This is a genomic window from Streptomyces spororaveus, from assembly GCF_016755875.1.
GTDB classification, from domain to species: domain Bacteria; phylum Actinomycetota; class Actinomycetes; order Streptomycetales; family Streptomycetaceae; genus Streptomyces; species Streptomyces spororaveus.
In genome coordinates, this window is record NZ_BNED01000005.1 from 443,986 (window position 1) to 468,411 (window position 24,426).

Consider the following 24,426-nt stretch of genomic DNA (forward strand, 5'->3'; position numbering starts at 1 on the left):
GGACCCCATGACCCCCATGACCTCCGTGACCCCCAAGGCCCCCGTGACCCTCAAGGCCACCCCCAAGGCCCCCGTGACCGCCGTGGCCACCCCCATCGCCTCGGCCGCCGGGCGGACCCGCCGTCGCCGGATCGCGGGCCCCGTGGCCGCCGCCGCCCTCGCCGGGCTCCTCCTCGCGGGGTGCGGCGGCGGGCAGAACGCGGCGAAGCCCCCCGCCCCGGCGGGGCAGGAAGTCCAGGGCGGGGCACCGGCCGCCGCCGACGGCGCCGCTCCCGCGGCGAAGCCGTCCGCGGGCGCAGCGCAGGGCGGTGCGGGTGCGGGCACGGGTGGTGGTGCGGGCAAGGCCGAGCAGGCGCTGGCCAGGTCGGAGCCGCAGAAGATCTCGATCCCCTCCCTCAACCTGTCCAGCTCCCTGGAGACGCTGCGGCAGAACCCGGACGGCACCATGCAGACCCCGAAGGACCCCGCGCTCGCGGGCTGGTACGAGCCGGGGCCGACGCCCGGCTCCCAGGGACCGGCCGTGATCGCCGGGCACGTCACGTGGAACGGGGCATCCGCCGTGTTCGAGAAGCTGAAGACGATGAAGGGCGGCGACACCATCAAGGTGACCCGGCAGGACGGCAAGACGGTCACGTTCACGGTGGACCGGGTCGCCGAGTACCCGAAGGCCGAGTTCCCGACCCTGGAGGTCTACAAGAACATCGACCACGCGGGGCTTCGCCTGGTCACCTGCGGCGGCAGCTTCGACCCGCAGAAGCACTACTACGACAGCAACGTGGTCGTGTTCGCCCGTATGACGGGCGCCGCGTAGCCAGGACGACGGAGCCGGGAACACGCCCGTCAGCCGCAGGACCCCCCACCGCGGCTGACGGGCCCCGCCGTTTTCCGGACGGACGGGCCGCCCGCGCGCACGGCGGCACCCGACCCGTCGCCGGATCGGGTGCCGCCGTGCGCGCCTCGTGTCAGTCGGTGGCCTGCGTCCAACTCGTGCACAGGGCCCAGATGATGAACACGTCGATGGCGATGATGATGATCGACCACCAGGGCTGGTACGGCAGCCACATGAAGTTGAGGATCACGCTGATGCCGGCGAGTGCGATACCGGCGCCCCTCGCCAGGTTCGACCCGGCGAACAGGCCCACCCCGGTGAGGACGACGATGATCCCGACGATCAGGTGGATCCACCCCCACGCCGTGAGGTCGAACTCGAAGACGTAACTCCCGATGCGCGCGTAGACGTCGTCGTTGGCGATGGCCGCGATGCCCTGGAAGACCGCGAGGCAGCCGGTCACCAGGAGGAGGACCGCCGCGAACATCGTGCCCACGTTCCCCGCGCCGTGGCTGTCGCCGCCTGGGTACGACGGGGTGTTGCCCGGCGCAGGGCCGGTGTTCCAGTTTCCCCCGGTCGGTGTCGGCTGGCCCATGGAATTCACCTCACAGTTGGCAGTGCAGCGCAGGACCGTCCTGCTCTAGCTCGTCGGTCACCGGCTTCGGTGCCACATCGCAGTGTCGTCCGGCAGTCCGGTTCCTGTGATCACCCGAAGCGGGTGGTCTTCACCCGGTCCCCGCTCAGGCGGGCAGCCGGCGCATTTCGAGCACCCGCAGGCCCAGGGACTGGAAGCGGGTGAGGAGCCCGTACAGGTGGGCCTCGTCCGCCACGCTGCCGAACAGGAGCGTCTGCTCCGGTACGGGAATCCGGGCGAGCTCGGGAAAGCTCGCGGCGAGCGTGTCCGGTACGACCCCCGAGATGCGGAATTCGTAGCGCATGAGGCACTCACTCCTCTCGGAACGAGGGCTTCGGAGCCCGGGCCGGTGCGAGGGCCCGGGCCGCTCACGGCCCTCCCCCGCCATCGTCGGCCCCCGCCCGCCGCCCGGCATCGCCCGGGGCGGGCGAGAACCGCGGTCCCGGCCCCGGACACCACAGGGGACCCGGGTCCGGCTCAGAGCATCCCGAGGTCCTGTGCCCTGTGGACGGCCTCGCTGCGCCGGGTGACGCAGAGCTTGCGGTAGATGCTCTTCAGATGGGTCTTGACTGTGTTGGCCGACACGTACAGCTCGGCCGCGATCTCCTCGGTGGACAGCAGTTCCGCGGCCTTGCGCAGCACCTCGGCCTCCCGCGCGCTCAGCGGCTCCACCACCGGCGCCCGCCCGTCGGCGTGCGGGCCGCCGGCCTGCGCCGCGCGCGCCGTACGGGCCGGGGCGCGGTGCGTCAGCCAGCCGTGCGACCGCGCCGACCGCGGGTCCTGGCGCAGGGCCCGGCGCACCCAGGAGCCGCTCTCGGCGAACATCCGGCGCAGTTCCTCGGGGCGGGCGAGGGCCAGTGCCTCACCGAGGTGCCGGTGCGCCGCCCGGGAGTCGCCCTGCGCCTCGGCGATCTGCGCGCGGAGCAGGCGGGCGTGGGCCCGTACCGGGGTGGTGGCGCCTTCGTCGCCCGGTACGCCCGCCAGCGCCCGCGCCGCGCACACGTCGCGGCCGGCGGCCAGCAGGGCCCGGGCCCGGGCCAGCGCGTGCTCCGGCCGGTCGCCGTCGGGGGCCTCCACCGCGTCCAGGACCCCCAGGGCCGCGGCGGCTTCGCCGCGTGCCAGGTGTACGGCCGACTCGGCCACGGCCAGCTCGTCCGCCGCCCAGGCGGGCAGTCCCTCCCGGTCCACCGCGCGCAGGGCGGCGAGCGCGGCGTCCGGGTCGCCCTCGGCCGCCGTGATCCGGGCTCCGATGACGGCGGCCCGGGTCGCGATCGCGGGATCCGGGCGCGGCCCCCGCGCGGCGGTGGCCAGGTCGAGGTGGTGGCGGGCGGTCCGCAGGTCGTCCTGCTCGACGGCCACGCCCGCCAGGACGAGGTGGTCGGTCCCGGCCCGGTGCTCGGGCGGGAGCGCGGACCGCTCGGCTACGGCGAGCGAGGCGCGGGCGTGCTCGGCCGCCTGCCGCAACCGGCCGCGCAGGAGTTCCGTCAGGGCCAGTGAGCCGAGCGCGCCGCAGAGCGGGAGCTCCGTTCCCGGCTGCCCGCATGCGGCGACGGCGGCCGTGAGGGCGGATTCGGCCCGGTCCAGCCGTCCGGCGCCCAGCTCCACGGCGCCGAGCTGTGCCAGCAGAAGGGGGCGGAGCTCGGGGCGCTCGGCCAGCAGGGGCGGCGGCAGCTCCCGCAGCAGCCGGTCGGCGTCGGCGACCGCCCGTTCGGTGGCCGTCACGTCATCGGCCGGCCGCGCGGCGAGTACGCCGAGGAAGGCGCGGCCGAACCGCGCCGCCGGACCGTGGGTTTCCGCACGGGAGGCGTCCGTGGGGGACGCGTCCGCGAGGGCCGCGTCCACCCGCCGCAGTCCGGCCTCGCAGCCGGACAGGTCCTGTTCCGCCAGCCGGCAGGCCGCGTCGACCAGTGCGGGCGCCACCCCGGCCGTCCCGGGCGGCATCCCGGCGAAGGCCCGGCCCAGCTGGTCGGCCTCCAGCCCCGTGAGGAGGCGGCCCATCGCCAGGTTGTCGACCAGCTGCGCCGCCGCGAACTGCCAGTCCCCGGCGGCGGCGCCCTGCAGCACCGCCTCCGTGAGCCGCCCGGTCCGGGCGAGCCAGCGCGCCGCCCGCGCGTGCAGCCGGGGTTCGAGCCCGGGGCAGCGTTGCCGCAGGTGTGCGCGCAGGACCTCGGCGAACAGCGGGTGCAGGCGATACCAGGCCGAGGCGTCGATCTGCTCCAGGAACGCGTTGTCGCGGGCCAGCCCGGCCAGGGTGCGTGCGCCGTCGTCGCGGCCGGTCAGCGCGTCCGCGAGATCGGGATGCACGCGGTCGGTGACGCAGACGCGCAGGAGCAGGTCCTGGGTGGGCGGCGGCTGTGCGTCGAGCACCTCGGTGAGGAGGTAGTCGGCGATCGTGGTGCGGTCGGCCGCGAACTGCCGCAGGAACGCCTCCGGGTCGGCGCTGCGCTGCATCGCCAGGGCGCACAGGCGTACTCCGGCCGCCCATCCCTCGGTCCGTTCCCCCAGCAGCCGGATTCCGGCCGGTGAGATGTCCAGCCCGTGTTCGCGGAGCAGCGCCCCGGCGTCCTCGTCGGTGAAGCGGAGGTCGGTGTCCCGGATCTCCGTGATCTCGCCGGCCGCCCGGTAGCGGTGCAGGGGCAGCAGGGTGTCGGAACGGCTGGTGAGCACGATGCGCAGGCCGCCCGCCGCGTGCCGGAGTACGAAGTCCAGTCCCTCGGTCGTCGCGGGCGGCTGGGCGGTGTCGAACTGGTCGAGGACGAGGACGGCGGGCCGGGGCGACGCGGCCAGTCCGTCCGCCAGGCGTACCAGGAACGACCGGGTCACCCCTTCGGCACGGGTCGGCCGCCCCACCGCGTCCGGCAGTGCCGCCCCGCCCCGCTGGAGGGCCTCCAGGACGTACGCCCAGAAGGCGCCGGGGGCGTCGTCGGGTTCGACGGTGAGCCACATGGGGGGACGCGTCGCGCGCCCGCCGGCCGCCCAGTGGGCGGTGAGCACGGTCTTGCCCGAGCCGGCCGGACCGTTGATGAGGGTGAGCGGGCCCTGCGCCCCGGCCGTCAGCCGACCGAGCAGCTCGGGCCGGTGGACCAGCAGTTTCGGCACGGCCGGAGGCGAGAACCTGGCCGTGAGCATGGGGTCGCCGGTCGGGGCCCGGTGGTCCATGGAGGTCACCGGGGTTCCCGCGGGGGTACGGACTGTGATCGGCCCACGTTCACCACTGAACCGGTGATCGGTGGTGATCACCAGTCGTGTCACCTGGTCCGGGGGATGCGGGGGGCGCTGGCGGCCCGAAGCGTGGGCGCCGGTACCGAGGCCTTCGAGCCGGGCGGCGGGCTCGCGGGTCTGTCGACCGTGCTCGGCTTCGCGGCCGCCGGTGGCCGCCCGCTCAGGCCTCGGGGGCCGGGGAAAGGCTGATCCGGCGCCGCTCCAGGTCCACGGCGAGCAGGGTGACGCGTACGGCGTCCCCTGCCTCGAAGGTCCTGCCGGCGAACTCGCTCTCGTGGACCAGGCCCTCGACACCCGGTGCGATGCGCACGAACGCGCCGAACGGGATGGTCTTGGTGACGGTGCCGGGGAAGGTGTCGCCGGGCCGGAGGGCTTCGGCGAGGGGGCGCCAGGGGTCCGGACTCAGTGCTTTGACGGACAGGGCCACGCGCTCCCGCTCCAGGTCGACGTGGAGGACCTCGGCGCGGATCCGCCGTCCGATCGGGGCCACCTCGTCCACGTCCTCGAAGTACTCCCAGGACATTTCGGGGACGCGCAGGAAGCCCAGGGGCCGGCCCCGCTCGTGCTCCACGTCCAGGTGCACGTGTACGCCGACGTCGTCCAGGCCGCTCGCGACGGTGCCGGTCACCACGTCCCCGGTCCGCAGCGAACCGAGCAGGGTCCGCCGCTCGTCGGCCGGCGTACGGTTGGTGCGCCAGCGTGCCCGTACGACGCCGTCGGCGTCGGGCAGTACTCCGGCGAGCAGCGGGCGGCGATCGGCCGGTGCGAGCGGGACCAGGCCGGCCCGGCGCCCCGGGCCACTCCCGATCATCGGGAAGGCCATGTCGGTGCGGCCCATCCAGGACTCGGCGAGGCGTGCCCGGGGGATCCCGTCGCAATCCTGCTGGACCAGGAGTTCGAGGCGTTCCGAGCGGAGGACGGCGGCGCGGACCGCCTCGGTGTCGTCGGTCAGGTCCGGCCACACCGCCAGCCGGGCCCGCGGGGTCAGCAGCGCCCGTACCCGGGTGATCTCGGCGGCCGTGGCCGGCCGGTGCCACCGGTGGTCGCCGCCGACGTACCGCTCCTCGACCAGTACCCCGCCGTGCTCGGCGACCAGGCGGTGGACCGCCGTCCAGAAGGCCGCGTCCGCGGGCGGCAGGGGGTCGCTCTCGTCGAGGGCGGGATCGTACGGGGAGCGTTCGACCGCTTCGACGGTCAGCCCCGCTCGGCGGGCGTGCGCCGCGGCGTCCGCGTACGGCGTCGCGCCGCCGGTGTAGAGGTCGTGCCGTTCCCCGACGTGGAGGAAGAACCCTCCCTCGGCGTGCAGTCGGCACCAGGGGCCCTCGCGCGACAGCACGGCCCGCAGCAGTTCCAGGCCGGTGTCGAGCGGTACGCGCGCGCCGTCGTGGTAACCGGACGGCGGGAGGGGGCCGGACGGGCCCGGCCGGTCGGTGGGGAACAGCCCCGCCAGCTCCGGGGCGCGCGGGGCGGGATGGGATCGGAAGGAGAAGAACCCGCGCGCCATCGGGTTGTCGATCGTCAGCCGGTCGATGCCGGCCTCCAGGGCGAAGCGGCGCGCGGCGGCGACGAAGGCCTCGGCCACCTGCTCCCGGAGGGAGGAGGGGACGGCCGCGGCCAGGGTGAGCCGGTAGGTGAAGGGCGGCATCTCAGCGCCCCCGGCGGCTCGGAGTCGCCCTGAGGGCCGGTCGTGGACGGACAGGAAGTTGGATCATGCGGCTCAGCGTAGGGTACCGGGATGGTCGGGACACCAGAGATCTTCACGCGCGGCACCGTCGAGCGCGAGGGAGCGGCCGGGGCCGCATGGCTCGCCGAACTGCCGTCAATCGTGGACGAGTTGCTGGCGCGCTGGGAGTGCGTACCGGACGGCGAGGTCATGCACGGGGGTGTCGGGATCATCGTCCCGGTGCTGCGGCGGGACGCGGAGCGGGCCGTGCTGAAGGTCTCCTTCCCGCATCCCGGGAACGTCCACGAGCCGGACGCGTTCGAGGCGTGGGGCGGGCGCGGGGCCGTCCTGCTGCACGAGCGCGATGACGAGCGCTTCGCGATGCTGCTGGAGCGGGTCCGGACGTCGACGCTGGAGGAGGTCCGGGACGGCGACGAGGTGGTGACGGTGGCGGGGCGGCTGAGCCGCCGGCTGGCCGTCCCCGCGCCGGCCCACCTCCCCCGACTGCGCGGGCAGGCCGACTCCTGGGAGCAGCAACTACGCAGAGACGAAGGCGAGTTGACGCACACGGTGCCGCCGTACGTGGTGGACGCGGCGGTGGCGACCGTCCGCGAGCTGGGGCGCACCCAGCCGGACGTCCTGATCCACGGCGACCTCCACGCCAGGAACATCCTGCGCGCGGACCGCGAGCCGTGGCTCGCGGTCGACCCCAAGGGGTACGTGGGGGATCCCGCCTACGACGGTGGCACTCTGCTCAAGACGCGCGCGCTGTCCCTCCTCGATGCCGAGGACCTCGGCAGGGCGGTCCACCGCACCCTGGACCTCTTCGCGGAGGCCGCGGAGCTCGATCGCGAACGGGTCCGGCGATGGGCCCAACTCCATGCGGTGCAGGCCGCGTTCTGGGGCCGCCGGCACGGCTTCCGGGTCGCCCGCAGCGGGCCGGCCCTCGACTGGATCACGGAGTTCGCCGACCACCTGGCGCAGTTGCTGACGCGGCCCGCCCGCTAGGCCGTCTCTTTCGTAAGCGGTGCGGCGCGGGTGTGGCGACACCACTCGCCCCACCCGCGCCGTTCCGTACGTCTCCGGCGCACCCTCTGCCCTGGAGACCTGCCGGGGCCCCTCAGCCCCGGCCGTACGTGTGGAACCCGCGGCCGGTCTTCCGGCCGAGCAGACCCGCCTGCACCATCCGCTGGAGCAGCGGGGGCGGCGCGTACAGGGGTTCCTTGAACTCCTCGTAGAGGGATTCCGCGATGGCCGCGACGGTGTCCAGGCCGATCAGGTCGGCGAGCTTGAGCGGGCCCATCGGATGGGCGCAGCCCAGTTCCATTCCGGCGTCCACGTCCTCGGGGGCGGCGAACCCGGATTCGGCCATGCGGACGGCCGAGAGGAGATAGGGGATCAGCAGCGCGTTGACCACGAAGCCGGCCCGGTCCTGGGAGCGGACGGTGGTCTTGCCCAGAGCGTCGCGGGCGAAGGCCTCCACGGCCGCGAGGGTGTCGCGCGAGGTGTGGAGTGAGGAGACGACCTCCACGAGCGGCAGCACGGGGACCGGGTTGAAGAAGTGCAGGCCCACGACCCGGTCGGCGCGGCCGGTGGCCATGCCCAGGCGCATGATCGGGATGGCCGAGGTGTTCGTGGCGAGGATCGCCTCCGGGTCCGCCACGATCTTGTCCAGGGCGGCGAAGACCTCGGTCTTGGCTTCGGGGTTCTCGGTGACGGCCTCGACGACGAGCTGCCGGTCGGCGAGGTCCTCCAGGTCGCCGGTGAAGACGAGCCGGGCCAGGGCGTCCTCGGCGGAGATCCGGTCCAGTTTGCCGCGCTGCACGGCCCGTTCGAGGGAGACTGCGACGCGCTCCCGGGCGGTCCGGGCGGCGGTGGCGTCCGCCTCGGCGACGACGGTGTCCAGGCCGGCGCGGGCGCACACCTCGGCGATGCCGGCGCCCATCTGGCCGCCTCCGACGATGCCGACCCGCTGGATCGGCGCGATCGACGCTTTCGGCGTAGTCATGATCGGTTCTCCGTCCGGCTCACGAGGTGGCGGGTGTAGGCCTCGGGGGTGAAGAAGGCGGGCAGGCGGGGGGTGAGTGCCGTGTTCACGAAGACCTCCCGGGCCTCGGCGACCCGGGCCGACGGGTCCTCCTCCTCCAGCGCCGCGCATTCGGCGTCGAGGAGGTCGAGGACCGTCGCCCGGTCCGTCCGGTCGTGGCGCAGCCACTGCCAGATCTGGACGCGGGCGATCTCGGCGGTCGCGGCGTCCTCCATCAGGCCGTACAGGGCCACGGCGCCGCTGCCGCGCAGCCAGGCGTCGAAGTAGCGCAGGGCCACGGCGACGTTCGAGCGGATGCCCTCGCGGGTGGGGGGTGCGGCGATCCGGCGTACGGACAGCAGGTCGGCGGCCGTGATCTCGACGTCCTCCCGGGTCCGGTCCAGTTGGTTCGGCCGCTCCCCCAGCACGCCGTCGAAGACCTCGCGGCAGACCGGCACCAGTCCCGGGTGGGCCACCCAGGAGCCGTCGAAGCCGTCCTCCGCCTCCCGCTCCTTGTCGAGGCGGACCTTGGCGAGGGCGGCGGCGTTCGCCTCCGCGTCCCGGCTGGGGACGTGGGCCGCCATGCCGCCGATGGCCTGGGCGCCGCGCCGGTGGCAGGTGCGGACGAGCAGCTCGGTGTAGGCCCGCATGAAGGGGGCGGTCATGGTGACCGCGGCCCGGTCGGGCAGCTGGAAGTCGGTGCGGTGGCCGAAGGTCTTGATCAGGCTGAAGAGGTAGTCCCAGCGGCCCGCGTTGAGTCCCGCGCTGTGTTCGCGCAGTTCGTGGAGGATCTCCTCCATCTCGAAGGCCGCGGTGATCGTCTCGATGAGGACGGTGGCGCGGACGGTGCCTCGGGGGATCCCGAGGAGTTCCTGGGCGAGCAGGAAGACATCGTTCCACAGGCGCGCCTCGTACCGGTTCTCCAGCTTGGGCAGGTAGAAGTACGGGCCGTGGCCCGCGTCGATCTGCCGCTGGGCGCAGTGGAAGAAGTACAGGCCGAAGTCGACGAGGGACGCGGACAGCGGGCGGCCGTCGATCTCCAGGTGTTCTTCGAGAAGGTGCCAGCCGCGCGGCCGGACCATGATGGTCGCGAGCTGCGCGCCGAGGCGGTACTCCTTGCCCTCCGGGGTGGTGAAGTCGATGCGCCGTTCGATGGCGTCGAGCAGGGTCAGCTGGCCGCCGATGACGTTGGTCCAGGTCGGGGCGGTGGCGTCCTCGAAGTCGGCCATCCAGACCTTGGCACCGGAGTTCAGGGCGTTGACGGCCATCCGCCGCTCCGGCGGGCCGGTGATCTCGACGCGGCGGTCGGTGAGTCCGGGCGCGGGCGGCGCGACGCGCCAGTGCGGGTCCTCGCGCAGGGCGCGCGTGGCGAGCGGGAAGCCGAGCGGGGTGCCCCCGGCCAGGTGGCCCGAGCGGCGGTGGCGCTCCTTGAGGACCTCCCGGCGGCGGTCCGCGAAGGCGGTGTCGAGCCGGCCGATGAACTCCAGGGCCTCGGGGGTCAGGATCTCCTCGTGGCGCTCACCCGGCGCACCGAGGACCTGGACGCTGCTGGTCAGAGGCGAGAGGGGCATGCGGTTCTCCTCAGCGGGGGCGGTGGGTGGGTGCCCGGGGGAGGTCCCCCGGGCACCCGTCGCAGGAACTCGGCGCACAGACGGCCTAGTGGAACTGCTCTTCCTCGGTGGAGCCGGAGAGCGCGGTGGTGGAGGAGGCCGGGTTGACGGCGGTGGAGACGAGGTCGAAGTAGCCGGTGCCGACCTCGCGCTGGTGCCTCACGGCGGTGAACCCCTGGGCCTGGGCGGCGAACTCGCGCTCCTGGAGGTCGACGTACGCGGTCATGCCGTGCTCGGCGTAGCCGCGAGCGAGGTCGAACATGCCGTGGTTGAGGGAGTGGAAGCCGGCCAGGGTGATGAACTGGAAGCGGTAGCCCATCGCGCCGAGCTCCCGCTGGAACTTGGCGATCTGGTCGTCGTCCAGCGCGGCCTTCCAGTTGAAGGACGGCGAGCAGTTGTAGGCCAGCATCTGGTCGGGGTACCGCGCGTGGATCGCCTCGGCGAACTCCCGGGCCTGCGCGAGGTCCGGGGTGCCGGTCTCGACCCAGATCAGGTCGGCGTACGGGGCGTAGGCGAGGCCGCGGGCGATGACGGGGGCCATGCCGCCCCGCACGTGGTAGAAGCCCTCGGCGGTGCGCTCGCCCGTGCAGAACTCCGCGTCGCGTTCGTCGATGTCACTGGTCAGGAGGGTCGCGGCGAGGGCGTCCGTGCGGGCGATGATCAGGGTCGGGGTGTCGGCGATGTCGGCCGCCAGACGGGCCGCGTTGAGGGTGCGGACGTGCTGGGCGGTCGGGACGAGGACCTTGCCGCCGAGGTGGCCGCACTTCTTCTCGGAGGCCAGCTGGTCCTCGTAGTGGATGCCGGCCGCACCCGCCGCGATCATCGCCTTGGTGAGCTCGAAGGCGTTCAGGGGGCCGCCGAAGCCGGCCTCGGCGTCGGCGACGATCGGCGCGAGCCAGTCCGTGGTGTCGGTGCCGCCCTCGGCGGTGGCGATCTGGTCGGCGCGCAGCAGGGCGTTGTTGATCCGCCGGACCACCTGGGGCACCGAGTTGACCGGGTACAGGCTCTGGTCCGGGTAGGTGTGACCGGCCTGGTTGGCGTCGGCGGCCACCTGCCAGCCGGAGAGGTAGATCGCCTGGAGTCCGGCGCGCACCTGCTGCACCGCCTGGCCGCCGGTGAGCGCGCCGAGGGCGTGGATGTAGTCCTGTTCGTGGAGCTGTCGCCACAGCCGCTCGGCGCCGCGCCGGGCCAGGGTGTGCTCCTCGCGGACGCTGCCCGAGAGCCGCACCACGTCCTCGGCCGTGTAGGTGCGCTCGATGCCCGCCCAGCGGGGGTCGTCGGCCCACCGCTGCTTGAGCTGCTCGGCCGCCGCCGTCGTGTTCGCCTCTGCCATGACCGTCACCGTTTCCATCCGTCGCTTGTCTTGCCAAGGAGCCGGTCCGTGAGCCCGGCACCTTGGCACTCTGTGCCTGGTGGGGAGCTGCGGCCGCCGGACCCGGCCCTGGGCCGAAGCTGAGCAATGCTGCCGATCCGCCGGATCGAACTGTCTGGATGGCCGAAATCAGGGCGTGAATCGGGCCAGTCGGTTCTTCCCGGCCACCGTGTCCGGCGGGCCGCAGCACCGACTCTGGCAGTGACACCGGGTGCCATCAAGGAGGTACATCTGCCAAGCTCTGCGAATCTTCGGGGCGACAATTGCCAAGGTTGCGAAGCCCGGAGGTCGTGAAGATCCCCGTATCCTGGCGGCTCGTTCCGGCCCGGCAGACGGCGAGGGAGTGCGGTGGGCAAGACGTACGCGGGAGCGCGGCTGCGGCGGCTTCGTGAGGAGCGGCGGATGACCCAGGCCGACCTGGCCCGGGTGCTCGCCATCTCCCCCAGTTACCTCAACCAGATGGAGCACGACTCCCGGCCGCTCACCGTTCCGGTCCTGCTGCGGCTCACCGAGGCCTTCGGGGTGGATCCGGGGTTCTTCTCGGAGCGCGACACCAGCCGGCTGGTCGCCGACCTGCGCGAGGCGCTCGCGAACGAGGTGGCGCAGGCCCGCGTCTCCCCCTCCGACCTGGCCGAACTGGCCACCCGGATGCCCGCCGTCGCCTCGGTCCTGCTGGACCTGGGCCGCCGCGCCCAGCTCCTGGCCGAACGCCTCGCCGACGCGGCCGACGGCAGGGACGTGGCCGCCGACAGCCCGCGCTCGCCCCACGAGGAGATCCGCGAGTTCTTCTACCGCCGGCAGAACTACCTCCACGACACCGATCTCGCCGCCGAAGACCTCGCCGTCGAGATCGGCATCCGCCCGGGGGACGTCGTCCGTGCGCTGACCCGCCGGCTCTCCGAGCGGCACGGGATCAGGACGGCCACGGACTCCGACCGGCTGCACCACTACGACCCCGCCGCCCGCGTGCTGCACCTGTCGAACCGGCTCCGGCCGGGACAGCAGGCGTTCCGGATGGCCACCCAGCTGGCGCTCGTCGAGTACGGGGCCGAGCTGGACCGGCTGGCGGCCGAGGACTTCGCGCCCGGCTCCCCCGTCCACGCCCTCGCGCGGATCGGCATCGCCAACCACTTCGCGGGCGCGCTCATCCTCCCGTACCGCGCCTTCCACGCGGCCGCCGAGGAGTTCCGCTACGACATCGAGCGGCTCACCGACCACTTCGGGATCGGCTACGAGACGGTCTGCCACCGGCTGAGCACCCTGCAACGGCCCAGGCTGCGCGGGGTGCCTTTCTCCTTCGTGCGGGTGGACCGGGCCGGGAACATGTCCAAGCGGCAGTCGGCGACCGCGTTCCACTTCTCCCGGGCCGGCGGCACCTGCCCGCTCTGGAACGTCTACGAGGCGTTCGCCGCGCCCGGCCGTATCCACGTCCAGGTGGCGGCCATGCCCGACGGGCAGCGGTACCTGTGGACCGCCCGGGCCGTCACCCGCCACCGCGGCGGCTGGGGCGAGCCCGGCAAGACCTTCGCGATCGGGCTCGGCTGCGAGATCCGGCACGCCTCGCGGCTCGTCTACGCCGACGGGCTCGACCTCGGCAACACGGCGGCCGCCACGCCCATCGGCATGGGCTGCCGCCTGTGCGAACGGCTCGACTGCCCGCAGCGCGCCGTGCCGCCGCTCGGCCGGGCGCTGGCCGTGGACGAGAACAGCAGCACCTTCGTCCCGTACCCGGTGACCGGGAACCCTGCCCCGGCCCGGGGCTGAGCCGGCGTCAGGCACCGTCGCACAGAGGGCGCGCGGCGGCTCTGGACTTACTAGGACGTCCAACTATATGTTCGTGGCACAAGGTCCGCGGTGCAGGGAAGCCGGTGAGAAACCGGCACGGTCCCGCCACTGTGACCGGGGAGTGTGCTGCCATCCACACGCCACTGACGAGGTCTGTCGGGAAGGCGGGCGGCACGCGGGGATCCGGGAGTCAGGATACCGGCCGCGGATGTTCCGTGTTGTCCACGAGGATGGAGCAGACACGCATGGCACCGGTTTGTACCCACGACCCTGGTGATCCGGCGGAGCGCGCGCACACGTTCGCGCGCTCATAGGTCGTCCCTTTCGGCCCAGTCCCACGGCCTTCCCCAGCGGCGCACCCGATCGGGTGCCGTTCGCCGGCCCGCCGTGCCATCCCCGGATCCCACCTGACGAGAGCAGGCATCCATGGTCCGTGAACTCACCCATTTCATCGGCGGCAAGCACACCACAGGAACCTCCGGTCTCTTTTCCGACGTGTACGACCCCAACACCGGCGCCGTACAGGCCCGGGTCCCGCTCGCGGGGCGGGCCGACACCGAGGCCGCCATCGCCGACGCCGAACAGGCGCAGGCCGACTGGGGGCAGTGGAACCCGCAGCGCCGCGCACGCGTGCTGCTGCGCTTCCTCCAGCTGGTCGAGGACGAACGGGACTCCCTCGCCCGGCTGTTGTCGTCCGAGCACGGCAAGACCGTCGCCGATGCCCACGGCGACCTGCAACGGGGCCTGGAGGTGGTCGAGTTCGCGGCCGGTGTCCCGCACCTGCTGAAGGGCGAGTTCACCGACAACGCGGGCACCGGGATCGATGTGCACTCCCTGCGCTCCCCGCTGGGTGTGATCGCCGGGATCACCCCCTTCAACTTCCCCGCGATGATCCCTCTGTGGCAGGCCGCACCCGCCCTGGCCTGCGGCAACTCCTTCATCCTGAAGCCCTCCGAACGCGACCCGTCCGTACCGCTGCGCCTCGCCGAGCTGTTCCTGGAGGCCGGCCTGCCGCCCGGCGTGCTCAATGTGGTCAACGGCGGCAGGGAGGCCGTCGACACCCTCCTCGAAGACCCCCGCGTCCAGGCCCTCGGCTTCGTCGGCTCCACCCAGGTCGCCGCGCACGTCTACGCCGCCGCCGCGGCCCACGGCAAGCGCGCCCAGTGCTTCGGCGGCGCCAAGAACCACATGGTCGTGATGCCCGACGCCGACCTCGACCAGGCCGTGGAGGCCCTCATCGGTGCCGGCTACGGCTCCGCGGGCGAGCGCTGCATGGCCATCGCCGTCGCCGTTCCCGTCGGCGAGGAGACCGCGAACGCGCTGGTGGCCAAGCTGGCCGAGCGCATCGCCACTCTGCGCGTGGGCCGCTCCGACGACCCCGAGGCCGATTTCGGGCCCCTGGTCAGCCGCGACGCCCTCGACCGGGTGAACCGCTACGTCGGCATCGGGGCCACCGAAGGCGCCGAACTCGTTGTGGACGGCCGAGGGTTCACCCTGCCCGGGCACGGCGACGGCTTCTTCGCCGGAGCCACCCTCTTCGACCGGGTGACCCCGCAGATGCGGATCTACCGCGAGGAGATCTTCGGCCCGGTGCTGTCCGTCGTACGGGCCGCCGACTACGAGGAGGCCCTGCGCCTGCCCACCGAGCACCCGTACGGCAACGGCGTCGCGATCTTCACCCGCGACGGCGACACGGCACGCGACTTCACCCGCCGGGTGGGCGCCGGCATGGTCGGCGTCAACGTGCCCATCCCCGTCCCCGTCGCCTACCACACCTTCGGCGGCTGGAAGCGGTCCGGCTTCGGCGACCTGAACCAGCACGGCCCCGACGCCATCCGCTTCTGCACCCGTACCAAGACCGTCACCTCGCGCTGGCCCTCCGGGGCGAAGGAGGGCGCGAGCTTCACCCTTCCGACGATGGGTTGAGCCGGTGACCACGACCCTCACCCCCGATCAGCTCGCCCTCGCCGAGGTCACCCTCGACTTCGCCCAGGAGCAGCTCGGCCCGTACGCCGTCACCTGGGACCAGGACAAGCACTTCCCGCTGGACGTGATCCGGCGGGCGGCGGAGCTCGGGCTCGGCGGCGTCTACGTCCGCGAGGAGCACGGCGGTTCCGCCCTCGGCCGCGGCGACGGCGTCCTCGTCTTCGAGGCCCTCGCCACCGGCTGCCCCTCCATCGCCGGGTACCTCTCCATCCACAACATGGTCGGCTGGATGATCGACCGGTACGGGGACGCGGACCAGCGGTCCCGCTGGCTCCCCGGCCTGTGCTCCGCCCGGTCGCTCGGCAGCTACTGCCTGACCGAACCCGGCGCCGGGTCCGACGCGGCCGGGCTGCGCACCCGGGCCGAGCGCACCGACGACGGCTATGTGCTGACCGGGGTCAAGCAGTTCATCTCCGGCGCCGGCGCCTCCGAGGTCTACATCGTGATGGCGCGCACGGGCGGGGAGGGCCCGGGCGGCATCTCCGCGTTCGTCGTCGAACGCGCGGACCCCGGGGTCTCCTTCGGCCCGAACGAACGCAAGATGGGCTGGAACGCCCAGCCCACCCGCCAGGTGATCCTCGACGGGGTCCGCGTCCCCGCCGACCGGCGGCTCGGCGCGGAGGGCGACGGCTTCCGCATCGCCATGAACGGCCTCAACGGTGGCCGCCTCGGCATCGCCGCCTGCTCGCTGGGCGGTGCGCAGAGCGCCCTGGACCGCAGCCTCGCGTACCTGGCCGACCGGCAGGCCTTCGGGAACCGGCTGCTGGACGCCCAGGCCCTGCAGTTCCGGCTCGCGGACATGGCCACCGAGCTGGCCGCGGCCCGCGCCCTGGTCCGCCAGGCCGCCGACGCGCTGGACCGGGGCGACCCGCTGGCCCCGCAGCTGTGCGCGATGGCCAAGCGGTTCGCCACGGACACCGGCTACGCGGTCGCCGACCGGGCCCTCCAGCTCCACGGGGGCTACGGCTACGTGAGCGAGTACGGCATCGAGAAGATCGTCCGTGACCTTCGGGTCCACCAGATCCTGGAAGGCACCAACGAGGTCATGCGCATCATCGTCGCCCGCGGGCTCACGGAGGCCCCGCGATGAACCACGGAAACCCCGGGGACCACGACCGGGACCAGGACCACGTACTCCTGCGGACCGAGGGCCACACCGCGTACATCACCCTCAACCGCCCCCAGGCGCTCAACGCCCTCACCCGTCCCATGGTGCTGCGCATCGACGAGGCGCTCGCCGGCTGGCAGCACGACCCGGCCGTCGCGGCCGTCGTCGTCGAGGGCGCCGGCGAACGCGGCCTGTGCGCGGGCGGCGACATCCGCGCGATCTACGAGGACGCCCGCACGGGCGGCACGGCCTCGGCAGCCTTCTGGCGCGACGAGTACCGGCTCAACGCCCGCATCGCCCGCTACCCCAAGCCGTACGTCGCCCTCATGGACGGCATCGTCATGGGCGGCGGCGTCGGGATCTCGGCCCACGGCACCGTGCGGATCGTCACCGAACGCTCCCGCGTGGCCATGCCCGAGACCGGCATCGGCTTCGTCCCCGACGTCGGCGGCACGTACCTGCTGGCGCTGGCGCCCGGGGAACTGGGCACCCACCTCGCCCTGACGGGTGCCCCGGCCGGGGCGGCGGACGCGCTGATCTGCGGCCTCGCCGATCATTTCGTGCCCTCGGAACTGCTGCCGCGGCTGGCCGCGGACCTGGCGCGGGCCTCCGTACACGAGGTGCTGGAACGGTACGTCGGGACCGCACCCGGTGGCGCGCTCGCCGGTGACCGCGAGTGGATCGACCACTGCTACGCGGCCGACACGGTGGAGGACATCGTGGAGCGCCTGCTCCGCAGCGGCGTCCCGGCGGCGGAGAAAGCCGCGGCCACGCTCGGGGCCAAGTCCCCCACGGCGCTCAAGGTGACCCTGGCCGCCCTGCGCCGGGTACGCGAACTCGGCCCGCTGGAAAGGGCTCTGGAGCAGGAGTACCGGATCTCCTGCGCGGCGCTGTCCTCCCCCGACCTGGTCGAGGGGATCCGCGCGCAGGTCGTCGACAAGGACCGCAGCCCGCGGTGGTCGCCGCCCTCCCTGGCGGAGGTGGGCCCGGTGGACGTGGAACGGTTCTTCGCCCCGCTCGGCGCGCGCGAACTGGGGCTGACCCATGCGGAATCGACTCAGGAGGTGCCCTGGTGAGCACGACCGTGGCGTTCGTCGGACTGGGCCACATGGGTGGCCCGATGGCGGCCAACCTCGTCGGGGCCGGACACCGCGTCCTCGGCTTCGACCTGGTGCCCGAGCTGCTGGCCGCTGCCGCGGCGACGGGGGTGGAGCCGGCGGTCTCGGCCGCCGCCGCGGCCGCCGACGCCGACGTGGTGATCACCATGCTGCCGGCGGGCGGACACGTCCTCGCCCTGTACGGGGAGGGCGGCCTGCTCGGCGCCGCGCGGCCCGGCACCCTGTTCGTCGACTGCTCGACCATCGACGTGGCCGACGCGCGGGCGGCGCACGAGGCCGCCGGGGCGGCCGGTCACCGGTCCCTCGACGCGCCCGTCTCGGGCGGGGTGGTCGGCGCGCGGGCGGCGAGCCTCACCTTCATGGCGGGCGGCGGCGCCGAGGAGTTCGCGGCGGCGCAGCCGCTGCTCGGGGCGATGGGCAGGAAGGCCGTGCACTGCGGGGCGGCGGGCGCCGGGCAGGCCGCGAAGATCTGCAACAACATGATCCTCGCCGTCTCGATGATCGGTGTGAGCGAGGCCTTCGTCCTCGCCGAGAGCCTCGGCCTGGACCACCAGGCCCTCTACGACGTGGCGTCCACCGCCTCCGGCCAGTGCTGGGCCCTCACCGTCAACTGCCCCGTGCCCGGACCGGTTCCGGGCAGCCCCGCCAACCGTGACTACCTGCCCGGCTTCGCCGCGCCCCTGATGGCCAAGGACCTCGCCCTGGCGGCGAACGCCCTGCGGGCCGGCGGGGTGGAGGCTCCGCTGGGCCTGAAAGCCGCCGAGCTGTACGCCGACTTCGCCGCGGGCGAGGGCGCCGGCCTCGACTTCTCGGCGATCGTCCACACCCTGCGACCCCGGAACGGAACATCCGCATGACCTACGAAACCGTCCTGCTGGAGCGCAAGGGCCGGGTGGCCCTCCTCACCCTCCACCGGCCGGAGGCCCTCAACGCCCTCGACCTCCGGGTGATGACCGAGGTGGTGGCCGCCGCGGAGGAACTGGACCGGGACCCGGAGGTCGGCTGCATCGTGCTGACCGGCTCCGCGAAGGCCTTCGCGGCCGGCGCCGACATCAAGGAGATGCGGCCGCGCAGCTACATGGACATGTACCTCTCGGACTGGTTCACGACGTGGGACCGGCTCGGCCAGGTCCGTACGCCCACCCTCGCGGCGGTCTCCGGCTACGCCCTGGGCGGCGGCTGCGAGCTCGCCATGATGTGCGACATCCTGCTCGCCGCGGACACCGCGAGGTTCGGGCAACCCGAGATCAAGCTCGGGGTGATCCCGGGGATCGGGGGTTCCCAGCGGCTCACCCGGGCCGTCGGCAAGGCCAAGGCGATGGAACTGTGCCTGACGGGCCGCACCATGGACGCGGTCGAGGCCGAACGGGCCGGCCTGGTCTCCCGGATCGTCCCGGCCGACGAGTTGCTGTCCGAGGCCCTCGCGGTCGCCGAGACCGTCGCCGGGATGTCGAAGCCGGTCGCGATGATGGCCAAGGAGGCCGTGAACCGGGCCTTCGAGACCACCCTCGCCGAGGGCGTCCGCTTCGAACGCCGGCTGTTCCACGCGGCCTTCGCCACGGCCGACCAGGAGGAGGGCATGTCCGCCTTCGTGGACAAGCGCCCGCCCCGCTTCACGCACCGCTGAGCCACGCGCGGGGACCGGGTGCGAAGCCTCCGTGCCCAGTACGGCGCCGGCGAACAGTCCTGCGGCCATCCTCGGGAGGCGACGACGGAGCCGATGTACTTGTTCATCGACTCCGTACCGCCGAGAGCGGTCGCAAGAGCCGAAACCGGCCAGAGGCGTACTTCCGGCATTTCCCTTCGGATCGGACTGCGGCCGCCGCATTGTTCGGGGAATGTACGGATGGCGGCGCGCCCACCGGAAGGGCGGGGCGGCCCGGTTAGCATCGATGCTGCCAACCGCGGCTGAGAGGCAGTGATGACGGAGTCCAGGGGCCTCGTACTGATCGTCGAGGACGAGCGCCACATCTCCGACGTGCAGCGCCTCTATCTGACCCGCGAGGGTTTCGGTGTCCACGTCGAGGCCGACGGGTCCGCCGGTCTCGCGGCGGCGCGGCGCATGCACCCGGTGGCGATCGTCCTGGACATCGGCCTGCCCGGCATGGACGGCATCGCCTTCTGCCGCGCACTGCGGGACGCCGGCGACTGGACACCGGTCCTGCTGGTCACCGCCCGCGGTGAGGAGGCCGACCGGATCCTCGGCCTCGAACTCGGCGCGGACGACTACCTGACCAAGCCGTTCTCACCGCGCGAGCTGGTCGCCCGGGTCAAGACCGTACTGCGCCGGGCGGCCGGCCCGCCGGGTCCGCCGCCGACCGGGAGCGCCGGCCGCCTGAGCGTGGACCCGGTCAGCCGTACCGTCCGCCGCGACGGCGAGCCGGTCGAGCTCACCGCCACCGAGTTCAACCTGCTCTCCCACCTCCTGCGGCACGCGGGCCAGGTCTTCACCCGCGAGCAACTGCTCTCCCAGGTATGGGGGTACCCCGGCTACCGGGACACCCGCATGGTCGACGTCTTCGTCTCGCAGGTACGCGCCAAGCTCGGCGACGCGAGCCCGATCCGTACGGTCCGCGGCGTCGGGTACAGCGCGACGGCTCCCGGCCCGTGAACCGCGCCGGCCCTGGCTCCCTCGCACGCAAGATCGTGGTGCTGACCACCGTGGTGGCGGCGCTCGCGGTGGCCCTCACCGGACTGATCGCCTGGCAGACCGCCGCACACGGGGCCGAACAGCGCGAGCGTGACCAGCTGGCACGCCAGGCGACGGTGCTCAGCCGCCTGCCGGCCGTGTCCGAGGCGCTGTTCACCGGCGCCCAGGTCCTGGCAGGGCCCAACGGGGTGCAGATCGCGGTCATCGCCCCGGACGGCGCCGTCCACGGAACCGCCGGCCCCGCCGTCGACAGGACGTCCAAATCGGCCCTGCTGGCAGGGGATCCGGTCTCCACCACCGGCATCCTCGGCGGCCAGGAGGTGCTGCTGGTCGGGCAGCCCGCCGTACGCGGCGGAGCGGTGGTGCTGACCGAGCCGTACACGGTCGTCACCGAGGACACGAACCGGATCCGCCGCAACGTCGTCGTCCCGCTGGTCGTCGGCATGCTCGGCGCGGCCCTGGCCGGAGCGCTCCTCGCCCGCCGGATCGCCCGTCCGCTCGTGACGGCCGCACAGATCGCGCACCGGCTCGCCGACGGCGAACGCGGCGTACCGGCCCCGGTCGACGGCCCCCGGGAGACCGCGGACATCGGGCGCGCCCTCAACGTGCTGGACGAGGCGCTGGCCCACAGCGAGAACCGGCAGCGCGAGTTCCTGCTCTCCGTCTCCCACGATCTGCGCACCCCGCTGACCGCGCTCCAGGGATACGCCGAGGCACTCGCCGACGGCCTGATCGAGCCGGATCGGGTACCCGAGGTCGGCGGCATCCTGGCCGACGAGACCCGGCGCCTGGACCGGTTCCTCGGGGACCTGCTGGACCTGGCCCGGCTGGAGGCCGACGACTTCCGCCTGGACGTGGCCCCGGCCGACCTCACCGCGCTCGTCTCCGAGGCCGCCGCGTTCTGGACCGGACTGTGCGCACGCCACGGCGTCGACCTCCGGCTCGAACGGCCGGACCGGCCCGTCGTCGTCGCGACGGACGCCTTCCGGGTCCGGCAGCTGATCGACGGGCTGGTGCAGAACGCGCTGCGGGTCACCCCCGAGGGAGCGCCCCTGGTCCTCGCCGTCCGCGCGAGTGCCACGGGCGGCGGGGCCGAACTGCAGGTCCGTGACGGCGGGCCCGGACTCACCGACGACGACGTACGCATCGCCTTCGACCACGGCGCCCTCCACGAGCGCTACCGGAACACCCGCCCGGTCGGCAGCGGCCTGGGGCTGGCCATCGCCCACCGCCTGACCGGCCGACTCGGCGCCGGCATCCGGGTCGAGGGCCACGGCCCCGAAGGCGGCGCCTGCTTCACGGTCACCCTCCCGCCGGAGCCCGCCCCCGCGTGAGCCCGGCGGGGGCCCGGCGGGAGCCTCCCGTACATTCCCCGAACAATGCGCCCACGGCCCCCTTACACACACCGCGCACAGTGGCCCCATGAACACTCAATCGGCCCAGCGGCCGGGACTCCTGCACCGGAGCGGGCACTGGTGCGCCCGGCACGCCTGGCGGGTCGTCGCCCTGTGGGTACTGGCACTGGTCGGCCTCGGGCTCGCCAACCACACGTGGGGCGGCTCCTACGCGGACAGCTTCTCCCTCCCCGGTACCAGCACCCAGACGGGTGCCGACCTGCTGACCGCCCACACCACCGGGTCCGGCGGCACGGCCTCCGCCATCGTGATCACGACCGAGGAGGGCGCGGTCACCGATCACCGGGCGGCGATCGGCACGGCCGTCGCCGATCTGGGCCGGCTCCCGGACGTCCTGTCGGTGACCGACCCGCTCACCACCCCGGGGGCGGTCTCCCCGGACGGCGGGACCGCCCAGGTGACCGTGCGCTTCGACGGGAACCCGGCGAGTTTCGACCCCGCCTACCTCGCCGAGGTGGACCGCGCCGTCGAACCGCTGCGCGCCGACGACGTCACCGTCGAGTACGGGGCCCCGCTCGGCCAGCTGGCCAGCCCGAAGTCCGCCGACCGCGCCTCGGAGGCGATCGGCCTGGCCGTCGCCGTGCTCGTCCTGCTGATCGGCTTCGGCAGCGTCGCCGCCACCGGCCTGCCCCTGGTGACGGCCGTGATCGGCCTGGCCGTGAGCCTGTCCGGGCTCGGGCTGCTCGCCGGGCACTTCGGCTTCGCCCAGGCGGCCCCGACCCTGGCCGCGATGATGGGCCTCGGCGTCGGCATCGACTACGCGCTCTTCCTCGCCACCCGCTACCGGGCGCTGCTGCACGCCGGAACCGAACCCGCCGAGGCGGTCGGCCGTACGGTCGCCACCAGCGGCCGGGCCGTGCTGGTCGCCGCCGCCACCGTGGCCATGGCCCTGGGCGGGCTCTGCGCCTCCGGCGTGGGCTTCATCGGCGCCCTCGGTGTCGCCGCCGGACTCAGTGTCCTCGTGGCCGCCGCGGCCTCCGTGACGCTGACCCCCGCCCTGCTGGGCCTGCTCGGCCGCCGCATCGACCGCTTCCACGTCCGCGAGCCGGTCGCGGAACCGACCGGTGAGGCCGACGTCTGGCACCGCTGGGCCGTCCGGGTGAGCCGCCGCCCGTGGCTGTTCCTCGTCAGCGGCCTGCTCGTCCTCGGCGTGCTCGCCGTCCCCGTCGCGTCAATGCAGCTCGGACACGTCGATGCCGGCGCCCAGTCCACCAGCCGGACCGACCGCCGCGCCTACGACCTGATCACCGAGGGCTTCGGTCCCGGTGCCAACGGCCCGCTCACCGTCGTCACCCACCTCGACAGCCGGCACGTCGAGAGCGAGAGCCTGCGCCAGGACCTCGCGGCCTCGCTCCGGCGCGATCTGGCCGCCGTACCGGGCGTCGCCTCCGTCACTCCCCCAGTCCCCAGCCCCGACCACGCCCTGATCGTCACCACGGTGGTTCCCACCACCGGCCCGCAGGACGCGGCCACCGCCGACCTGATCCACACCCTGCAGGACGAGACGGTGCCGCGGACGCTGTCGGGCACGGGGGCCACCGGCTACGTCACCGGCACGACCGCCGCCGCCCAGACCTTCACCGACACCCTCGCCGCCAAACTCCCCCTGATCATCGCCGTGGTCGTCGCCGCCGCGTTCCTGCTGCTGCTCACCGTGTTCCGCAGCCCGCTCGTGGCGCTCAAGGCCGCCGTGCTCAATCTCTTCTCCATCGCCGCCGCCTACGGCGTGGTCGTCGCGGTGTTCCAATGGGGCTGGGGAGGCGCACTGCTGGGCATCACCGAGAAGGTGCCCGTCGAGTCCTACGTACCGATGATGATGTTCGCGATCGTCTTCGGGCTCTCCATGGACTACGAGGTCTTCCTGCTCTCCCGGATCCGCGAGACCTGGCTGCGGTACGGGGACAACCACCTGGCCGTCGCCACCGGACTCGCCGCCACCGCCCGCGTCATCACCTGCGCGGCGCTGATCATGACCAGCGTGTTCCTGGCGTTCCTGCTCTCCACCAACGTCGCCGTCAAGATGCTCGCGCTGGGCCTCGGCGTCAGCGTCGTCATCGACGCCACCGTGGTGCGCCTGCTGCTGGTGCCCGCGTCCATGTACCTCCTCGGGCGCGCCAACTGGTGGCTCCCCGGCTGGCTGGACCGCTTCCTTCCTCATCTCGACCCCGAGGGGCCCGCCGCCGGGCCCGAGCCCGCCGCCGGATCGGATCCCGCGCCGGAGACCGGTACCGAGCCCGGTCTGGCGCCCGCCCGAGGAGACCTCCGATGAAGCACCCCTTGAGGAGGACCTGGGCCGCCCTGCGCCGCCGTCTCGTCCTCACGGTCACGGTCACCGTGGTCCTGCTGGCCGTCGTGGCCACGGGCACGGCCGAGTACACGGTCCGCCACCGCATCCAGAACCGTGTCGCGAAGGCGGCCCCGGGTCTCGGCGACGACGTGTCGGTCGGTGTCGCCGACGGCTGGGCCCTGTGGGACCTGGCGCACGGGAGCATCCCCCGGCTCGACGTCAGCAGCGACGACGCCCGGGTCGGGCGGCTCTCCCAGGTCCGCGTCCGGGCCCGGCTGGACGACGTCCGCCTCGGCGGGACGACCACGGTCGCCGCCTCCCACGTGGACGTGACGGTCTCCACGCAGTCCCTCGCCGCCGCGATCCGCGGCGCCGTACCGTCTGTGGCGGTGGCCGCGGTCACCACCGACCCGGCGAAGGGGACGGTCCTCGCGGACGTCGGCCCGGGCGGTCTCGGGCGGCTGACGCTGCGTCCGGTACTCGCGGACGGCAAGGTCACCCTCGCCGTGGACGGGCTCACCCTGTTCGGCCGCCCGGTCCCCACCGACCGGCTCGGGATCGGCGCCGGCGGCTTCGGCCCGCAGGCGGGCGTGCCGAAGGAGTACCCGCTCGGGCTCGCCGCCACCTCCGCGGAGGTCCGGCCCGACGGTCTGCACGTCGCCCTGTCCGGCGGACCCAGCACCCTGTCCGACGCCTGACGTCCACCGCTCGACCGCATTCG

Annotated in this window: 19 protein-coding genes and 1 riboswitch; of the genes, 12 read left to right on the forward strand and 7 right to left on the reverse strand. The window is 73.5% G+C overall.

Annotated elements, in window-relative coordinates; translation table 11 throughout:
• Positions 1–16: 16 nt before the first annotated feature.
• A complete protein-coding gene (locus Sspor_RS04725; RefSeq protein ID WP_202197902.1) occupies positions 17–811 on the forward strand; it encodes a class F sortase in 795 nt (264 codons plus the stop codon).
• 151 nt (positions 812–962) lie between these two features.
• Here Sspor_RS04725 and Sspor_RS04730 read toward each other — a convergent pair whose 3' ends face one another.
• From Sspor_RS04730 to Sspor_RS04745, 4 genes are all read right to left on the reverse strand, one after another.
• Positions 963–1,424 carry a DUF7144 family membrane protein gene (locus Sspor_RS04730; RefSeq protein WP_202197903.1) on the reverse strand — a complete coding sequence of 154 codons (462 nt, stop codon included), beginning with the start codon at positions 1,422–1,424 and terminating at the stop codon, positions 963–965.
• A 145-nt stretch (positions 1,425–1,569) separates the two neighbouring features.
• The gene (locus Sspor_RS04735; protein WP_030717589.1) at positions 1,570–1,767 is read right to left on the reverse strand and encodes a DUF8691 family protein; all 198 of its coding nucleotides are present in this window, start codon (positions 1,765–1,767) and stop codon (positions 1,570–1,572) included.
• A 173-nt stretch (positions 1,768–1,940) separates the two neighbouring features.
• Positions 1,941–4,622, reverse strand: coding sequence for a winged helix-turn-helix domain-containing protein (locus Sspor_RS04740; RefSeq protein WP_202203481.1), 2,682 nt, complete (start codon positions 4,620–4,622; stop codon positions 1,941–1,943).
• 223 nt (positions 4,623–4,845) lie between these two features.
• Positions 4,846–6,330 carry a S1 RNA-binding domain-containing protein gene (locus Sspor_RS04745; RefSeq protein WP_202197904.1) on the reverse strand — a complete coding sequence of 495 codons (1,485 nt, stop codon included), beginning with the start codon at positions 6,328–6,330 and terminating at the stop codon, positions 4,846–4,848.
• Between the two features lie 90 nt (positions 6,331–6,420).
• On the opposite strand from Sspor_RS04745, the gene Sspor_RS04750 reads away from it, so the two are divergent.
• A complete protein-coding gene (locus Sspor_RS04750; protein WP_202197905.1) occupies positions 6,421–7,356 on the forward strand; it encodes an aminoglycoside phosphotransferase family protein in 936 nt (311 codons plus the stop codon).
• Positions 7,357–7,468: 112 nt separating this feature from the next.
• Here Sspor_RS04750 and Sspor_RS04755 read toward each other — a convergent pair whose 3' ends face one another.
• From Sspor_RS04755 to aceA, 3 genes are all read right to left on the reverse strand, one after another.
• Positions 7,469–8,356 (reverse strand): 3-hydroxybutyryl-CoA dehydrogenase, encoded by an 888-nt coding sequence (locus Sspor_RS04755; RefSeq protein ID WP_202197906.1) that lies wholly within the window; start codon positions 8,354–8,356, stop codon positions 7,469–7,471.
• A complete protein-coding gene (gene aceB, locus Sspor_RS04760; RefSeq protein ID WP_202197907.1) occupies positions 8,353–9,945 on the reverse strand; it encodes a malate synthase A in 1,593 nt (530 codons plus the stop codon). Before aceB ends, Sspor_RS04755 begins: the two co-directional genes overlap by 4 nt.
• Positions 9,946–10,030: 85 nt before the next feature.
• Complete coding sequence (gene aceA / locus Sspor_RS04765) at positions 10,031–11,317, reverse strand: isocitrate lyase (protein ID WP_202197908.1); 1,287 nt, start codon at positions 11,315–11,317, stop codon at positions 10,031–10,033.
• A gap of 387 nt (positions 11,318–11,704) precedes the next feature.
• On the opposite strand from aceA, the gene Sspor_RS04770 reads away from it, so the two are divergent.
• The 10 genes from Sspor_RS04770 (at position 11,705) to Sspor_RS04815 (ending at position 24,403) form a co-directional block, all read left to right on the forward strand.
• Positions 11,705–13,120 (forward strand): short-chain fatty acyl-CoA regulator family protein, encoded by a 1,416-nt coding sequence (locus tag Sspor_RS04770; RefSeq protein ID WP_202197909.1) that lies wholly within the window; start codon positions 11,705–11,707, stop codon positions 13,118–13,120.
• Between the two features lie 71 nt (positions 13,121–13,191).
• A riboswitch (cobalamin riboswitch) is annotated at positions 13,192–13,362 on the forward strand.
• Positions 13,363–13,567: 205 nt separating this feature from the next.
• The gene (locus tag Sspor_RS04775) at positions 13,568–15,067 is read left to right on the forward strand and encodes a CoA-acylating methylmalonate-semialdehyde dehydrogenase (protein WP_202197910.1); all 1,500 of its coding nucleotides are present in this window, start codon (positions 13,568–13,570) and stop codon (positions 15,065–15,067) included.
• A 4-nt stretch (positions 15,068–15,071) separates the two neighbouring features.
• Positions 15,072–16,217, forward strand: coding sequence for an acyl-CoA dehydrogenase family protein (locus Sspor_RS04780; protein WP_202197911.1), 1,146 nt, complete (start codon positions 15,072–15,074; stop codon positions 16,215–16,217).
• Complete coding sequence (locus Sspor_RS04785; protein WP_202197912.1) at positions 16,214–17,311, forward strand: enoyl-CoA hydratase/isomerase family protein; 1,098 nt, start codon at positions 16,214–16,216, stop codon at positions 17,309–17,311. Before Sspor_RS04780 ends, Sspor_RS04785 begins: the two co-directional genes overlap by 4 nt.
• Entirely contained in the window at positions 17,308–18,210 is a 903-nt protein-coding gene (gene mmsB / locus Sspor_RS04790; RefSeq protein ID WP_202197913.1) for a 3-hydroxyisobutyrate dehydrogenase, read from the forward strand. The genes Sspor_RS04785 and mmsB overlap by 4 nt, the downstream gene beginning before the upstream one ends.
• On the forward strand, positions 18,207–18,980 hold the full coding sequence (locus Sspor_RS04795; RefSeq protein ID WP_202197914.1) for an enoyl-CoA hydratase: 774 nt from the start codon (positions 18,207–18,209) through the stop codon (positions 18,978–18,980). The genes mmsB and Sspor_RS04795 overlap by 4 nt, the downstream gene beginning before the upstream one ends.
• A gap of 294 nt (positions 18,981–19,274) precedes the next feature.
• Complete coding sequence (locus Sspor_RS04800) at positions 19,275–19,964, forward strand: response regulator transcription factor (RefSeq protein WP_202197915.1); 690 nt, start codon at positions 19,275–19,277, stop codon at positions 19,962–19,964.
• Positions 19,961–21,337 carry a HAMP domain-containing sensor histidine kinase gene (locus Sspor_RS04805; protein WP_202197916.1) on the forward strand — a complete coding sequence of 459 codons (1,377 nt, stop codon included), beginning with the start codon at positions 19,961–19,963 and terminating at the stop codon, positions 21,335–21,337. The genes Sspor_RS04800 and Sspor_RS04805 overlap by 4 nt, the downstream gene beginning before the upstream one ends.
• A gap of 88 nt (positions 21,338–21,425) precedes the next feature.
• Positions 21,426–23,687 carry an MMPL family transporter gene (locus Sspor_RS04810; RefSeq protein WP_202197917.1) on the forward strand — a complete coding sequence of 754 codons (2,262 nt, stop codon included), beginning with the start codon at positions 21,426–21,428 and terminating at the stop codon, positions 23,685–23,687.
• Entirely contained in the window at positions 23,684–24,403 is a 720-nt protein-coding gene (locus Sspor_RS04815) for an LmeA family phospholipid-binding protein (protein WP_202197918.1), read from the forward strand. Before Sspor_RS04810 ends, Sspor_RS04815 begins: the two co-directional genes overlap by 4 nt.
• Positions 24,404–24,426 lie beyond the last annotated feature (23 nt).

Coding starts and splice junctions, on each gene's coding strand:
- Sspor_RS04725 (WP_202197902.1), top strand. CDS start 17: ATGACCTCCGTGACCCCCAAGGCCCCCGTGACCCTCAAGGCCACCCCC.
- Sspor_RS04730 (WP_202197903.1), bottom strand. CDS start 1,424: ATGGGCCAGCCGACACCGACCGGGGGAAACTGGAACACCGGCCCTGCG.
- Sspor_RS04735 (WP_030717589.1), bottom strand. CDS start 1,767: ATGCGCTACGAATTCCGCATCTCGGGGGTCGTACCGGACACGCTCGCC.
- Sspor_RS04740 (WP_202203481.1), bottom strand. CDS start 4,622: ATGGACCACCGGGCCCCGACCGGCGACCCCATGCTCACGGCCAGGTTC.
- Sspor_RS04745 (WP_202197904.1), bottom strand. CDS start 6,330: ATGCCGCCCTTCACCTACCGGCTCACCCTGGCCGCGGCCGTCCCCTCC.
- Sspor_RS04750 (WP_202197905.1), top strand. CDS start 6,421: ATGGTCGGGACACCAGAGATCTTCACGCGCGGCACCGTCGAGCGCGAG.
- Sspor_RS04755 (WP_202197906.1), bottom strand. CDS start 8,356: ATGACTACGCCGAAAGCGTCGATCGCGCCGATCCAGCGGGTCGGCATC.
- aceB (WP_202197907.1), bottom strand. CDS start 9,945: ATGCCCCTCTCGCCTCTGACCAGCAGCGTCCAGGTCCTCGGTGCGCCG.
- aceA (WP_202197908.1), bottom strand. CDS start 11,317: ATGGCAGAGGCGAACACGACGGCGGCGGCCGAGCAGCTCAAGCAGCGG.
- Sspor_RS04775 (WP_202197910.1), top strand. CDS start 13,568: ATGGTCCGTGAACTCACCCATTTCATCGGCGGCAAGCACACCACAGGA.
- Sspor_RS04785 (WP_202197912.1), top strand. CDS start 16,214: ATGAACCACGGAAACCCCGGGGACCACGACCGGGACCAGGACCACGTA.
- Sspor_RS04795 (WP_202197914.1), top strand. CDS start 18,207: ATGACCTACGAAACCGTCCTGCTGGAGCGCAAGGGCCGGGTGGCCCTC.
- Sspor_RS04800 (WP_202197915.1), top strand. CDS start 19,275: ATGACGGAGTCCAGGGGCCTCGTACTGATCGTCGAGGACGAGCGCCAC.
- Sspor_RS04810 (WP_202197917.1), top strand. CDS start 21,426: ATGAACACTCAATCGGCCCAGCGGCCGGGACTCCTGCACCGGAGCGGG.
- Sspor_RS04815 (WP_202197918.1), top strand. CDS start 23,684: ATGAAGCACCCCTTGAGGAGGACCTGGGCCGCCCTGCGCCGCCGTCTC.